We start from the raw sequence: 13,644 nt of genomic DNA on the forward strand, positions 1-13,644 counted from the left end.
GACGGCCAAGTAGCATGACGGAGAAGTCGCTGCCTGCGGTCTTGGCGGAATTGGCAGACGCCCGGGTTTTAGGTGCCCGTGAGAGCAATCTCGTGAGGGTTCGAGTCCCTCAGGCCGCACATGTCGCGAAGGGCCCGTCCGGAACGTTCCGGACGGGCCCTTCGCATGTCGACGCGGCGTCTCAGCCGAGCAGTTCGGCCACCACCGGGGCGAGCGAGCGGAACGCCTGGCCGCGGTGGCTGATCGCGTTCTTCTCCTCGGCGCTCAGCTCCGCGCACGTCCGGCTCTCGCCGAGCGGCTGCAGGATCGGGTCGTAGCCGAAGCCGTTGGCGCCGGCCGGCTCGGTGCGCAGGGTGCCGTGCAGGCGGCCCTCGACCACCCGCTCGGTGCCTTCGGGCAGGGCGAGCGCGGCGGCGCAGGCGAAGGACGCGGCACGGTGTTCGGGGGCGATGTCGCCGAGCTGGGCGAGCAGCAGGTCCAGGTTGGCCTTGTCGTCGCCGTGCCGGCCGGCCCAGCGGGCGGAGAAGATGCCGGGCGCGCCGCCGAGCACGTCCACGCACAGGCCCGAGTCGTCGGCGACCGCGGGGAGTCCGGTGGCGCGGGCCAGCGCGTGCGCCTTCAGCAGGGCGTTCTCGGCGAAGGTCACGCCGGTCTCCGGGACGTCCGGGATCTCGGGGAAGGCGTCCGCGCCGACCAGTTCGACGTCCAGTCCGGCCGCGCCGAGGATGTCGCGCAGCTCGGCGACCTTGTGCTGGTTACGGGTGGCGAGAACGAGGCGCTTGGTCATGCCCGCAAGCCTAGTGCCGCGGCAGGCAGCCTCTGTCGCGACGGGGCGAAGGCTGCCTGCCGCGGCACCGGCCAAGCCCGACCGCCTGCCGCGCTCAGCCCGTGCACACCTTGCTGACCCGCCCGGCGGCGTCCCCGAGCGGCCCGAGGTCGGGCGTCTCGTGGTTGTCGATGGCCTTCTGCACCTTGTCGACCTGGGTCTGCAGGTCGCCGACGGCCTTGGCCAGGTCGGCGTCGCCGGAGTTGCGGCCGATCTTGTCCAGGTCGCCCTTGATCTTCTGCACGGCCTTCCCGGCGGCGGCCGGGTCCTTGTCCGCGTTGTTGTACGCGGTGCCGAGGTCCGCCACGTCGGTGGAGATCTGCACCGCGGTGTTGGCGCAGCTCACCGCCTTCTCCGCGGCGGAGCAGCTGACCGCGCTCAGCGGCAGGATCAGCACCAGCCCGGCGACGGCGAGCACGGTGGTGCGGTTGATGCTGAGCGGCTGCTGCATCGGCGAGTCCTCCAGGAGGGTGTGCGGGCTCACAGCGAACGTTAAGGGTCTGCCCGCGTGGCTGTACAGCACACGCGGGCCGCTCCTCGGGTTCTGACGGCCGTTCGGCCCACCGCGGTTCCCTCGGGCAGGACTACAGGCCGAGCGCCTTGCGCTGGATCTCGTCGAGCTCGGCGCAGCCCAGGCTGCCCAGGTCGAGCAGCTGGTTGAGCAGGTCGCGGTCGAACGGGGCGCCCTCGGCGGTGCCCTGGACCTCGACGAAGCGCCCGTCGGAGGTGCAGACGATGTTCATGTCGGTCTCGGCCCGGACGTCCTCCTCGTAGCGGAGGTCGAGCATCGGGACGCCGTCGATGATGCCGACGCTGACGGCGCTGACGCCGCCGGTGATCGGCTGGCCCTTGGCGCGCAGGAGCTTCTTCTCGCGGGCCCAGGAGACAGCGTCGACCAGCGCCACGTACGCGCCGGTGATGGCGGCGGTGCGGGTGCCGCCGTCGGCCTGGAGGACGTCGCAGTCCAGCACGAAGGTGTTCTCGGCGAGCGCCCGGTGGTCGACCACGGCGCGCAGCGAGCGGCCGATCAGCCGGCTGATCTCGTGGGTGCGGCCGCCGATCTTGCCGCGGACCGACTCGCGGTCGCCGCGGGTGTTGGTGGCACGCGGCAGCATGGCGTACTCGGCGGTGACCCAGCCCTCGCCGCTGCCCTTGCGCCAGCGCGGGACGCCCTCGGTGACGCTGGCGGTGCACAGCACCTTGGTGTCGCCGTAGGAGACCAGGACGGAGCCTTCGGCGTGCTTGCTCCAGCCCCGCTCGATGGTGATGGGGCGGAGCTGGTCGGCGGTGCGGCCGTCGATACGTGACATGCCGACGAGCGTATCCCGTCCGGCTCGCGACCCCGCCCCGTCCCCGGGCGTCCCCCACCCCGGACGTACGACGGCCCCGGACGTGCGACGGCCCGCCGCCGGGGATCCGGGGCGGGCCGTCGGGGGCTCGGTTCTCACATCATGTCTTCGATGTCGGCGGCGATCGGGTCGGCGTCGGTGCCGATGACGACCTGGATGGCCGTGCCCATCTTCACCACGCCGTGCGCGCCGGCCGCCTTGAGCGCCGCCTCGTCGACCTTGGAGGGGTCGATGACCTCGGTGCGCAGCCGGGTGATGCAGCCCTCGACCTCTTCGATGTTGTCGATTCCGCCGAGACCGGCGACGATCTTCTCAGCCTTGCTGGCCATGGTCTTTCTCCCTCTGTCTCGGCGCTCCGGCGGTCGGTCGCCAGGGTGCCGTACTGCGTGTGCGGTGGTACCGGCCGGAAGTGACTCGGGATCAGTCTGCCGCGCTTTCCGACGGCGCGACCAGCATCACCCGATTCCGGACGATATGCCATGTTGATCCACGTTCGGACCAGCTCCGCGCGCGGCCCGCTCCGTGACCGCCCGAGGATGACGATCGTCGGGCTCGCGAACCCGGCGGACCGCCTCCGGCCCCAGAAATGGTCTACACCAATTGTAGGTGTACTCCGACAACGCCGGACGGTCCGCCGGTGTTCCTGGCCCCACCCAGAGACCGGACGGGCACGGAAACGGAGGCCGACCAATGAGTTCAGCGGGCGCCACGGCTCATCAGAGCACCTGGTGGCACACCTTCTACGGCGGCCTGCAGAAGATGGGCCGCAGCCTCCAGCTGCCGGTCGCCGTCCTGCCTGCCGCCGGCATCCTGAACCGCTTCGGCCAGGACGACATCTTCGGGAAGAACGGCCTCGGCTGGGACCGCGTCGCCACAGCCATCGGCGCGGCCGGCGGCGCGCTCCTCAACCCGGCGCTCGGCCTGCCGCTGCTGTTCTGCATCGGCGTGGCGATCGGCATGGCCAAGAAGGCCGACGGCTCCACCGCGCTGGCCGCGGTCGCGGGCTTCCTGGTCTACTACGGCGTCCTGCAGGCCTTCCCGAAGGCCTGCCCGACGCCCTCGGTGCTCGAACAGACGGTCTGCGTCGACTTCGAGGCCAAGACCGCCATCAAGGTGGACTTCCAGAATCCCGGCGTGCTCGGCGGCATCCTGATGGGCCTCTTCTCGGCCTGGCTGTGGGTGCGCTACCACCGGGTCAAGCTGGTCGACTGGCTGGGATTCTTCAACGGCCGCCGCCTGGTCCCGATGATCACCGCCCTGGTCGGCCTGCTCTTCGGCTCGCTGATGGTGTGGATCTGGCAGCCGATCGGCACCGGCCTGACGGACTTCTCCAAGTGGCTGGCCGACCTCGGCGCCGGCGGCTCCGGCATCTTCGGCGTCGCCAACCGCGCCCTGCTGCTGGTCGGCATGCACCAGCTGCTGAACACCTTCGTCTGGTTCCAGTTCGGCACCTACACCAACCCCGAGACCGGCAAGACCGCCACCGGCGACATCGGCCGCTTCCTGGCCGGCGACCCGACCGCGGGCCAGTTCCTCTCCGGCTTCTTCCCGATCATGATGTTCGCCCTGCCCGCCGCCGCGATGGCCATCGCCGCCTCCGCCAAGCCGCACCGCCGCAAGGAGATCTACGGCCTGATGACCTCCGTCGCGCTGACCTCCTTCGTCACCGGCGTCACCGAGCCCATCGAGTACTCCTTCGCCTACGTCGCCCCGCTCCTCTACGGCATCCACGCCTTGCTCACCGGCGCCTCGATGGCGATCACCTGGGCCCTCGGCGTCCATGACGGCTTCAGCTTCTCGGCCGGCCTGCTCGACTACGTGATCAACTGGGGCCTGGCCACCAAACCCTGGCTGATCATCCCGATCGGCCTCTGTTTCGCGGCGGTCTATTACGTGCTCTTCCGATTCGTGATCGTCAAATTCGACCTGAAGACACCCGGCCGCGAGGACGAGGACGAGGTCGAGGACGTCACCAAGGCCTGACGAATTCGCCCCGCGCGCCCCCGGTGGGAGACAATTCCCCACCGGGGGCGCAGGTTTCGATTGCGCAGCGCTTGCCGGGGGCGGACCTTCGGAGGGTTACGGAGCCTCTACGGCGCGTGCTAGAAACTGGACTGGACCAGTGGTCTAGACCAGGATCGCGCTGCCGTGAGGAACCGCCCGCTATGAGCACGACCGCACCGAACTCGCAGGCGGCACCGGGGATACGGACCCTGGCCTCCCGGGTCTTCCCCGCCCTGCAGAAGATCGGCCGCAGCCTCCAGCTCCCGATCGCCGTCCTGCCCGCCGCCGGCATCCTGCTCCGCCTCGGCCAGGACGACGTCTTCGGCACCCGCGGCCTCGGCTGGACCAAGGTCGCCGAGGTCTTCGCCGCCTCCGGCCACGCCGTCTTCGACTGGATGCCGCTGCTGTTCTGCGTCGGCATCGCGATCGGCGGCGCGAAGAAGTCCGACGGCTCCACCGCCCTCGCCGCGCTGGTCGGCTTCCTGACCTACCACCAGGTCCTCACCGCCTTCCCCAAGACCCCCTACCAGGTGCTCCCCGGCAAGGACATCGAGGCCACCTACCAGGACCCCGGCGTCCTCGGCGGAGTCGTCGTCGGACTGCTCTCCGCCTTCCTGTGGCAGCGCCTGCACCGCACCCGCCTGGTCGACTGGCTCGGCTTCTTCAACGGCCGCCGCCTGGTCCCCATCGTGATGGCCTTCGCCGGTACCGGCCTCGGCGTCTTCTTCGGCCTCTGCTGGGGTCCGATCGGCTCCGTCGTCGACTCCTTCAGCAACTGGGTGATCGGCCTCGGCGCCGTCGGCTCCGGCATCTACGGCCTGATCAACCGCGGCCTGCTCCCGTTCGGCCTCCACCAGTTCGCCAACACCTTCTTCTGGCAGCAGGCCGGCAGCTACACCGTCGGCGACCGCACCTTCCACGGCGACCAGACCCGCTTCTTCCAACTCGACCCCAGCGCCGGTCAGTTCATGTCCGGATTCTTCCCCGTCATGATGTTCGGCCTCCCCGCCGCGGCCCTCGCCATCGCCCACTGCGCCCGCCCCGAACGCCGCCGGGCCGTCCTCGGCATGATGATCTCCCTCGCCCTGACCTCCTTCGTCACCGGCATCACCGAACCCATCGAATTCGCCTTCGTCTTCATCGCCCCCGCCCTCTACGCCGCCCACGCCCTCCTCACCGGCCTCTCCATGGCCGTCACCTGGGCCCTCGGCGTCCACCACGGCTTCACCTTCTCCGCCGGCGTCATCGACTACGTCCTCAACTGGGGCTACGCCACCAGACCCTGGCTGATCATCCCGATCGGCCTGGTCATCGCGGCGGTCTACTACACGACCTTCCGCTTCGTCATCCTCCGCTTCGACCTCAAGACGCCGGGGAGGGAGGAGGACGAAGGCTTCGAGGACGGGTGAGCAGGGCACGCGCGGGCGACGACGGCGTTCAGATCCACCCCAGACGAGCCGCGTGCACCCCCGCCTGGAACCGCGACTGCGCCCCCAGCGCCGCCGTCAGATCCGCCACCAGCCTCCGCACCGTCCGGTCCGAGATCTCCAGCTTCCGCCCGATCGCCTGATCCGTCAGCCCCGCCGCCAGCAGCCTCAGCACCTCCCGGTGCCGGTCGTCCGGCGCGGTCCTGCCCAGCAGCTCCGGCGGGACCCAGCTCGCCGCCCAGAAGTGCTCGAACAGCTCCCGCACCACCGACACCACCGCCGGGTCCCGCACCACCACCGCCGCGCTGCCCGGCGGCTCCCCGGGCGCGGGCAGGACGGCGAGGTGGGAGTCCACCACGATGAGCCAGAGCGGCAGCGTGTGCGCGACCCGGATGCTCGCGCCCGCGGCGGTGAGCGCCTGGACGTGCGCCAGCACCGCCGCCTGGTGCAGCGCGGCGGCGGGGTAGATGGTGCGCAGTGCGACCCGGTGCGCGAGGGCGATCCGTTCGCGGGCGAGTTTCTCGGCGAGGCCGCTCTCGGACTGGTCCTGCCCGGGCCGCAGCGACAGCGCCTCCGTCCGGGCGGCCCTCGCGGCGTCCTCCAGCAGCGCGGCGACCCGGTCGGGCCCGCGGACGAGTTCGTGCGCGGCGGCGGCGCGCAGCGGCAGGTAGTGGCGGTGCAGGTGTTCCACCTGCTCGTGGGCGTGCCGGGCCTCGCCGAGCAGTGCGGTGAAGCGGCGGTCGGAGTCGGCGAGCAGTCGGCGCACCGCGGTGTCGATCGACACCGCGGCCAGTCCGCTGGCCGTGGCGGTGGTCGTCCGGAGCAGTCCGAGCGCGTGCAGCTCCTCCAGCGCCCGTTCGAACTCCCCTCCCCCGCAGTCGAGTTCCGTCCGCAGCGCGTCCAGCGGACGGCCGGGGTCGGCGAGCAGTCGGGCGTACAGGGCGGTGCTGGTCTCCACCCTTCCGAAGCCTAGGACCGTGACCGCAGCGCGGACGTCTGCTTTTCACCATCCGAGACGGGTCCGCCATCCGAGACGGCCGCTCCGGTCGCGGCCATGGCCCGATCCGGCGGGCCCGACGCTCTTCGCCGCGGCCGCCGGGCCGCCCAGGATGGCGGGCATGGCGATTCCCGAGTCTTCCGTGATCTGGTTCGACGGCGCGCTGGTGCCCTGGCACGAGGCGCGCGTCCACGTGCTCTCCCATGCGCTGCACTACGGGACGGGGGTGCTGGAGGGCACCCGGGTCTTCGGGACGGCGGACGGGCCGGCGGTGTTCCGGCTGCCCGAGCACCTGGCCCGGCTGGACCGCAGCGCCCGCATGCTCCGAATCGAACTGCCTTATTCCCCCGAGGAGTTGGCCGAGGCCACGGTCGCCCTGGTGGCGGCGAACGGCCACCGCGAGTGCTACCTGCGGCACCTGGCGTTCCTGGGCTACGGCTCGATGGGCCTGGACATGCGCCACTCCCCCACGAGCGTGTCGATCGCGTCCTGGGAGTGGCCGGCCTACCTGCCGGCCGGGCGCGGACTGCGGCTGATGACCAGCAGTTGGCGGCGCACCGACCCCAACTCCGTCCCCCCGGCGGCGAAGGCGACCGGCCCGTACCTGAACTCGGCGCTGGCCCGCCGGGAGGCGACCGACGCCGGGTTCGACGAGGCGCTGCTGCTGGCCCCCGACGGGACGGTCAGCGAGTGCAGTTCGGAGAACGTGTTCGTGGTGCGCGACGGCGTGCTGCGGACCACCCCGGCGAGCGCGGGGGCGCTGGAGGGGATCACCCAGGACACCGTGCTGACGCTGGCCCGCGACCTGGGCGCGGAGGTCCGGGTGGAGCCGCTGCTGCGCTCGGACCTGTACGCGGCCGACGAGGTGTTCATCTCCGGCACGGCCGCCGGCGTGGTCCCGGTCGGCTCCCTCGACAACCGCGAACTACCCTCCCACGAGGGCGAGTTGACGAAGAAGCTGGCCCAGGCGTACCGGGCCGCGGTACACGGCGAGGACCCGCGCTACCGCCACTGGCTGACGCCGGTTCACAGCTCGTAGACGGCTCCGGCCCGCGCCAGCTCGACCGGCCCGGGGTAGACGGCCGCAGCGTCCCGGCGGTTGTGTTCGGCGTCGGTCCACGGCGGAATGTGGGTGAGCACCAGGCGCTTGGCCCCGGCCCTGGCGGCGTGCTCGCCGGCCTGGCGGCCGTTGAGGTGGATGGACTCGACGGTCTCCTTGCCGTGGGTGTAGGCCGCCTCGCACAGGAACAGGTCGGTGCCGCGGGCGAGTTCGACCAGGTCCGGGCAGATGCCGGTGTCGCCGGAGTAGACCACGCTCCGGCCGCCGTGCTCGATCCGGAAGCCGTAGGCCTCGGACTCCAGGTGGTTGACGAGGGCCGTGGTGACCGTGAGCGGGCCGAGTTCCAGCCGGGCACCGTCGGCGAGGTCGCGGAAGTCGAAGACCTCGGTCATGCCGGGCTTCTCCGGCATGTCGTAGGCGCGGGCGAGGCGGTCCGCGGTGCCGGTCGGGCCGTAGACGGGCAGCGGTTCGGGGCAGCCCTCGACCCGGTAGTTGCGGGCCACCCAGTACGCGCACAGGTCGATGCAGTGGTCGGCGTGCAGGTGGCTGAGCAGCACCGCGTCCACGTCGTACAGGCCGGTGTGCTTCTGCAGGTTGCCGAGGGCGCCGTTGCCGAGGTCGACGACCAGGCGGTAGCCGTCGGCCTCCACCAGGTAGCTGGAGCACGGGGAGTCCACGGACGGGAAGCTCCCCGAGCACCCCACCACGGTCAGTTTCATGCCGAGCCCTTCCCGCCCCGTCGGGCCATCGTCCGCGGCCGTCCGCGCCGCCGGGGGCGGAGCGGCTTCTTTGAGTGTCGAGGGTAAGGGCCGGGCGGCACTTTGCCCCCTCTCCCGTGCCGCGCTGTGGGCGGAATCACCAGGACGGGGCGGGCGTTTCAGCGCCGCCCGGGCCGGGCTCTGGCCCAGTGCCGGATGGTCTGCGGGTACCAGCGGGGGCGGCCCTCGGGGTCCAGCCGGTCGGGGTGCGGGAGCAGGCCGTGGCGCTTGTAGTTGCGGACGGTCTCGGCCTGCACGTTGATGTGGCGGGCGATCTCGACGTAGGACCAGAGCTTCCGGCCGGGCATGGACGCCCACCTCCACGGTGACGGTGAACCAAGGGTGCGCCGTCAGCCTTGGGGGGCGGTCGCGCGAAGCCGTCGCACGACGTGCCGCGGTCGCGGTTCCGTGACAGAGCGGTCACCGGGAACGGACAAATACCGGGATGTCACAGCAGTCCGACGATCCGACCGACCTACCGTACGACCGCAGCTTCGACCGCCCGAAACGCCGACGGCGCGCCACCCGAACGAGGGTGCCGCGCCGCACAGTTGACGGTCCGTCAGGCCCAGAGCTGACCCTGCAGGGCCTCGACCGCGGCCTCGGTGGTCTCGGCCGTGTAGATGCCGGTGGACAGGTACTTCCAGCCGCCGTCGGCGACCACGAAGACCACGTCCGCCCGCTCGCCGGCCCGGGCGGCCTTGCGGGCCACGCCGAGCGCGGCGTGCAGGATCGCGCCGGTGGAGACGCCCGCGAAGATGCCCTCCTGCTGGAGCAGTTCACGCGTACGGGCGACCGCGTCGGCGGAGCCGACCGAGAAGCGGGTGGTGAGCACCTCGGCGTCGTACAGCTCCGGGACGAAGCCCTCGTCGAGGTTGCGCAGGCCGTACACCAGGTCGTCGTAGCGCGGCTCGGCGGCGACGATCTGCACGCCGGGGACCTTCTCGCGCAGGTACCGGCCGACGCCCATCAGGGTGCCGGTGGTGCCCAGGCCGGCCACGAAGTGGGTGACGGTGGGCAGGTCGGCGAGGATCTCCGGGCCGGTGCCGTGGTAGTGCGCGCCGGCGTTGTCCGGGTTGCCGTACTGGTAGAGCATCACCCAGTCGGGGTGCTCGGCGGCGATCTCCTTGGCGATCCGCACCGCGGTGTTGGAGCCGCCGGCGGCCGGCGAGGGGATGATCTCCGCGCCCCACATCCGCAGCAGCTCGCGGCGTTCCTCGCTGGTGTTCTCCGGCATCACGCAGACCATCCGGTAGCCCTTGAGCTTGGCCGCCATGGCGAGCGAGATGCCGGTGTTGCCGCTGGTCGGCTCCAGGATGGTGCAGCCGGGGGTGAGCCGGCCCTCGGCCTCGGCGCGCTCGATCATGTGCAGCGCCGGGCGGTCCTTGATGGAGCCGGTCGGGTTGCGGTCCTCCAGCTTGGCCCACAGCGTGACCAGGCCGTCCTCGTTGCCGGGCACGGCCGCGGACAGCCGCGGCAGCCGCACCAGCGGGGTGTTGCCGACGGCCTCGATCGGGCTGTCGTAGCGCATTACTTCATACCGCCGGCCACGGCCGGGAGGATCGTGACGCTGTCGCCGTCGGAGAGCTCGGTGGCCACGCCGTCCAGGAAGCGGACGTCCTCGTCGTTCAGGTAGACGTTGACGAAGCGGCGCAGCTCGCCAGCGTCCAGCAGGCGGGCGGCGATGCCGGGGTGCCGGGCGTCGAGGTCGGTGAACAGCTCCCCGAGGTTGGCGCCGTTGCCGTCGACGGCCTTGGCGCCGTCGGTGTAGGTACGGAGGATGGTCGGGATGCGGACCTCGATGGCCATGGCTGCGCTCCTGTGGAGTGACGTCGGTTGCCGGACCGGGCGGGGCACGGCAGGGGGAAGGGCCCCGGGGCAGTCGGGGCGGGAGGATCGGGAGGCTGTCGGCCGGCTCAGCCGGTCAGCGCGCGGCGGTGCCGGGACAGATCGCGCTGGCGAGCCGGCACAGGTCGACGTGCAGGCGCGCCACGAGGCGGGTGCCTGGGGCCTGAATGCTCACATCGACGGAACGCATGGACTCATCGTATAGATTCCCGCCCCCGCTTTGACATGCTTGTCTCACCATCCGGCCGGGCGTGTCCCACTCAATGAGAAAACGGGCCCGCCCGCCGCGCGACAGCACGGCCGGGCGGGCCCGTCGGTGGGCTGTCGGGCTCAGGCCTGGTAGGCCTCGACCACCTCGACGTCTTCCTCCGTGATCACGCCGTCCACGATGCGGAACGAGCGGAACTGGTAGGCGTCGTCCTCGCCGCTGCCCTCGGCGGTGGAGACCAGGACGTAGTGGGCGAACGGCTCGGAGGCGTAGCTCACGTCGGTGCGGGACGGGTAGGCCTCGGTGGCGGTGTGCGAGTGGTAGATCACCACCGGTTCCTCGTCCAGGTCGTCCATCTCGCGGTACAGCTTCAGCAGGTCGCCGGAGTCGAACTCGTAGAAGGTGGGCGAGCGGGCCGCGTTGAGCATCGGGACGAACCGCTCGGGTCGGCCGGTGCCGGCCGGTCCGGCGATCACGCCGCAGGCCTCGTCCGGGTGGTCGGCGCGGGCGTGGGCGACCATCCGGTCGCGCAGTTCTCGAGTGATGGTCAGCATGCGGCCAGGATAGCGAGGGGTCATTCGCCGCTTTCGGCGTGCAGGTGGGAGTGCGGATCGCCGTGCACGGCGGCCGGGTCGCGGCGGGCCAGCAGCCGGTAGCCGACGATCAGCAGCACCGCCCAGACCGGGAAGACGTACAGCGAGATCCGGGCGGTCGGGTCGAGGGCGATCAGCACCGCGACCATCACCAGGAAGGCCAGCGCCACCCAGCGGGTCCAGCTCCCGCCGGGCGCGCGGAAGGTCGGCGCGGGCAGCCGGCCGGCCCGCCAGGCGGCGTGGTAGCGGATCTGGCTGGCCAGGATCGCACCCCAGGTCCACAGGCCGCAGACCGTGGCGACCGAGGTGATGTACTCGAACGCCCGCTCCGGGACGAGGGCGTTGAGCACCACGCCGGCGCCCATCAGCAGGCAGGAGACGGTGATCGCGGCGGCGGGGGTACGGCTGGCGGTGAGCCGGGTGAGCCGCCCGGGGGCCTGCCGGCGCAGTGCCAGGTCGCGCAGCATCCGGCCGGTGGAGTACATCCCGGAGTTGCAGGAGGACAGCGCCGCGGTGAGCACCACGAAGTTGATGATGCCGGCCGCCGCGGGGATCCCGACCTTGCCGAAGGCGGCGACGAACGGGCTGACGCCGGGCTCGAACTCGGACCACGGCACCAGCGACAGGATGATCAGCAGTGCGCCGACGTAGAACAGCGCGATGCGGGCCGGCAGGGTGTTGATCGCCCGCGGCAGGGTCTTCTCGGGGTTCTCGCTCTCGCCCGCGGTGACGCCGACCAGCTCCACGCCCAGGTAGGCGAACATGACGATCTGCAGGGACATCACGGTGGCGCCGACGCCCTTGGGGAAGAAGCCGCCGTCCTTCCACAGGTGGGTGATCGAGGCGGTGTCGCCGGCCGCGGAGAAGCCGAAGACGAGCACGCCGATGCCGATCAGGATCATGCCGACGATCGCGGTGACCTTGACCATGGAGAACCAGAACTCGATCTCGCCGAACAGCTTCACCGAGATCAGGTTGGCGGCGTACAGCAGCAGCAGGAACACCAGCGCCGTCCCCCACTGCGGGACGCCCGGCTCCCAGAACCGCACGTAGACGGCGGCGGCGGTGGTCTCGGCCATGCCGGTGACCACCCAGAACAGCCAGTACGTCCAGCCGGTGACGAAGCCGGCGAACGGGCCGAGGAACTCGCGGGCGTACTCGGCGAAGCTGCCCGACACCGGTCGGTAGGTGAGCAGTTCGCCGAGCGCCCGCATGATCACGAAGATCACCACGCCGGCCAGCGCGTAGGCGAGCAGCAGGCTCGGGCCGGCCTTGGAGATGGCGGTGCCGGCGCCGAGGAACAGGCCGGTGCCGATCGCGCCGCCGATCGCGATCATCTGGATCTGCCGACTGCCGAGGCCCCGCTCGTAGCCCTCCTCGTCCGGGACGGGGTCGGTCGCCTCGTTCGTCTCGTGCGCCATCTGGCCGCCTCGCCCTCCCGGTCCGCGGCGACCGGTCGGCCCGCCCCGTCTTCCCTGGCTGGCAGCAGTGAATCATGGAGAAGCCCGACAATCGTGCGATTGCCGGGCTTTCTCAGAACAATCGGACAATACGAACGGATAGCCGGGCCGGGCGGCTCAGCCCGCCATCGCCTCCAGCAGGCTCTCCTGCATCGCGCCCAGCCACAGGTAGGCGATCACCAGCGGCTTGCGCGGGTCGCTCTCCGGCAGGTCGTACAGGCCGTCGTCCTCCTCCTCGGTGACCTCCAGTCGGGAGCCCAGGGTCAGCCGCAGGTCGTTCAGCGCGCCCAGCCAGCGCGGGCAGTCCCCGGCCGCCACCGCGACCACGCCGCCCTCGCCGCCCAGGCCGTCCAGCGCCCGCACCACCGCGAGGGCGTCCTCGCGCTTGCGGGCCCGCAGGTCCAGCTCGGTGTAGCGGCGGAACTCGGAGGCCATCTCGACGGCCTGCGGGTCCTCGGCCGCGCCCGGGCCGCCGTACGCGTCGGGGAACAGCCGCAGCAGCGCCGGATCCTCGGGCGGGGTGCTGGGACCCTCGGCGAACAGCGCCGCCAACGGATCCTCGTGCTCGCCGCCGGGCGGCGGGCCGATCAGCTCCAGCATCTGCACTTCCAGCGAGCGCAGGATGGATGCCTCGAACTCGTCCAGCGGGATCGCCGCGCCGCCGCTCGCGGCGCTCTCGAACAAACCGGCCATGTGTTTCGGATCAGTCCCTCGTGGATCGGTGGTGACGGGCCGTCAGTCGTGCTGCAGGGTGGCCCACAGACCGTAGCCGTGCATCGCCTGCACGTCGCGCTCCATCTCCTCGCGAGTGCCGCTGGAGACCACCGCCCGCCCCTTGGTGTGCACGTCCATCATCAACTGGCGTGCCTTGTCCTTCGGGTAGCCGAAGTAGCTCTGGAAGACGTGCTGGACGTAGGTCATCAGGTTGACCGGGTCGTTGTGGACGATGGTCACCCAGGGAGTGTCCGGCTCCGTGACCGGAACCCCCTCCACTTCCGGGCGCTCGATCTCCACCGGCGCGACACTCACAGTCCGTCTCTCCTCGTCGACCTCGATCTTTCCCCTCGCCCCATGCTTCCATCCGAGGGACGCGGGAGCGAATCAGGGTCGCCCG

Annotated in this window: 17 protein-coding genes and 1 tRNA gene; 4 read left to right on the top strand and 14 right to left on the bottom strand. The window is 71.2% G+C overall.

Annotated elements, in window-relative coordinates; all coding sequences use genetic code 11:
* Window positions 1-35: 35 nt before the first annotated feature.
* Window positions 36-119: transfer RNA gene (locus AMK19_RS24470), tRNA-Leu, on the top strand.
* 62 nt (window positions 120-181) lie between these two features.
* On the opposite strand, the gene rdgB is transcribed toward AMK19_RS24470, so the two are convergent.
* The 4 genes from rdgB to AMK19_RS24490 form a co-directional block, all read right to left on the bottom strand.
* The gene (gene rdgB / locus AMK19_RS24475; RefSeq protein WP_073815305.1) at window positions 182-787 is read right to left on the bottom strand and encodes an RdgB/HAM1 family non-canonical purine NTP pyrophosphatase; all 606 of its coding nucleotides are present in this window, start codon (window positions 785-787) and stop codon (window positions 182-184) included.
* Between the two features lie 94 nt (window positions 788-881).
* The gene (locus AMK19_RS24480) at window positions 882-1,277 is read right to left on the bottom strand and encodes a hypothetical protein (protein WP_073815485.1); all 396 of its coding nucleotides are present in this window, start codon (window positions 1,275-1,277) and stop codon (window positions 882-884) included.
* Window positions 1,278-1,410: 133 nt separating this feature from the next.
* Window positions 1,411-2,136: a ribonuclease PH gene (gene rph / locus AMK19_RS24485; protein WP_073815306.1), complete on the bottom strand. Its 726-nt coding sequence runs from the start codon at window positions 2,134-2,136 to the stop codon at window positions 1,411-1,413.
* 134 nt (window positions 2,137-2,270) lie between these two features.
* Window positions 2,271-2,504 (bottom strand): glucose PTS transporter subunit EIIB, encoded by a 234-nt coding sequence (locus tag AMK19_RS24490; protein ID WP_019886687.1) that lies wholly within the window; start codon window positions 2,502-2,504, stop codon window positions 2,271-2,273.
* Between the two features lie 361 nt (window positions 2,505-2,865).
* Between AMK19_RS24490 and AMK19_RS24495 the strand changes: the two genes are divergently transcribed.
* Window positions 2,866-4,158 (top strand): PTS transporter subunit EIIC, encoded by a 1,293-nt coding sequence (locus AMK19_RS24495; RefSeq protein ID WP_073815308.1) that lies wholly within the window; start codon window positions 2,866-2,868, stop codon window positions 4,156-4,158.
* Window positions 4,159-4,340: 182 nt separating this feature from the next.
* Window positions 4,341-5,588, top strand: coding sequence for a PTS transporter subunit EIIC (locus AMK19_RS24500; RefSeq protein ID WP_073815309.1), 1,248 nt, complete (start codon window positions 4,341-4,343; stop codon window positions 5,586-5,588).
* 28 nt (window positions 5,589-5,616) lie between these two features.
* On the opposite strand, the gene AMK19_RS24505 is transcribed toward AMK19_RS24500, so the two are convergent.
* Window positions 5,617-6,564, bottom strand: coding sequence for a helix-turn-helix domain-containing protein (locus AMK19_RS24505; RefSeq protein ID WP_073815312.1), 948 nt, complete (start codon window positions 6,562-6,564; stop codon window positions 5,617-5,619).
* A 160-nt stretch (window positions 6,565-6,724) separates the two neighbouring features.
* Here AMK19_RS24505 and AMK19_RS24510 point away from each other — a divergent pair, with 160 nt between their 5' ends.
* The gene (locus AMK19_RS24510; RefSeq protein ID WP_073815314.1) at window positions 6,725-7,642 is read left to right on the top strand and encodes a branched-chain amino acid transaminase; all 918 of its coding nucleotides are present in this window, start codon (window positions 6,725-6,727) and stop codon (window positions 7,640-7,642) included.
* Here the strand turns inward: AMK19_RS24510 and AMK19_RS24515 are convergent.
* From AMK19_RS24515 to clpS, 9 genes are all read right to left on the bottom strand, one after another.
* On the bottom strand, window positions 7,630-8,382 hold the full coding sequence (locus tag AMK19_RS24515) for an MBL fold metallo-hydrolase (protein ID WP_073815316.1): 753 nt from the start codon (window positions 8,380-8,382) through the stop codon (window positions 7,630-7,632). The two genes, AMK19_RS24510 and AMK19_RS24515, sit on opposite strands and share 13 nt — an antisense overlap.
* A gap of 158 nt (window positions 8,383-8,540) precedes the next feature.
* Window positions 8,541-8,729 (bottom strand): MarR family transcriptional regulator, encoded by a 189-nt coding sequence (locus AMK19_RS24520; RefSeq protein ID WP_073815317.1) that lies wholly within the window; start codon window positions 8,727-8,729, stop codon window positions 8,541-8,543.
* A gap of 254 nt (window positions 8,730-8,983) precedes the next feature.
* On the bottom strand, window positions 8,984-9,952 hold the full coding sequence (locus tag AMK19_RS24525) for a PLP-dependent cysteine synthase family protein (RefSeq protein ID WP_073815319.1): 969 nt from the start codon (window positions 9,950-9,952) through the stop codon (window positions 8,984-8,986).
* Window positions 9,952-10,230 (bottom strand): MoaD/ThiS family protein, encoded by a 279-nt coding sequence (locus AMK19_RS24530; RefSeq protein ID WP_073815321.1) that lies wholly within the window; start codon window positions 10,228-10,230, stop codon window positions 9,952-9,954. The genes AMK19_RS24525 and AMK19_RS24530 overlap by 1 nt, the downstream gene beginning before the upstream one ends.
* Window positions 10,231-10,345: 115 nt before the next feature.
* The gene (locus AMK19_RS38465; RefSeq protein WP_338015809.1) at window positions 10,346-10,459 is read right to left on the bottom strand and encodes a putative leader peptide; all 114 of its coding nucleotides are present in this window, start codon (window positions 10,457-10,459) and stop codon (window positions 10,346-10,348) included.
* A 140-nt stretch (window positions 10,460-10,599) separates the two neighbouring features.
* Window positions 10,600-11,031, bottom strand: coding sequence for a Mov34/MPN/PAD-1 family protein (locus AMK19_RS24540; RefSeq protein ID WP_073815325.1), 432 nt, complete (start codon window positions 11,029-11,031; stop codon window positions 10,600-10,602).
* Between the two features lie 20 nt (window positions 11,032-11,051).
* A complete protein-coding gene (locus AMK19_RS24545) occupies window positions 11,052-12,491 on the bottom strand; it encodes an amino acid permease (protein ID WP_073815327.1) in 1,440 nt (479 codons plus the stop codon).
* Between the two features lie 156 nt (window positions 12,492-12,647).
* Complete coding sequence (locus AMK19_RS24550) at window positions 12,648-13,223, bottom strand: DUF2017 domain-containing protein (RefSeq protein ID WP_073815329.1); 576 nt, start codon at window positions 13,221-13,223, stop codon at window positions 12,648-12,650.
* A 42-nt stretch (window positions 13,224-13,265) separates the two neighbouring features.
* A complete protein-coding gene (gene clpS, locus AMK19_RS24555) occupies window positions 13,266-13,559 on the bottom strand; it encodes an ATP-dependent Clp protease adapter ClpS (protein WP_073815331.1) in 294 nt (97 codons plus the stop codon).
* Window positions 13,560-13,644: the final 85 nt, after the last annotated feature.

The organism is Kitasatospora sp. CB01950, assembly GCF_001905465.1.
Lineage (GTDB): Bacteria > Actinomycetota > Actinomycetes > Streptomycetales > Streptomycetaceae > Kitasatospora.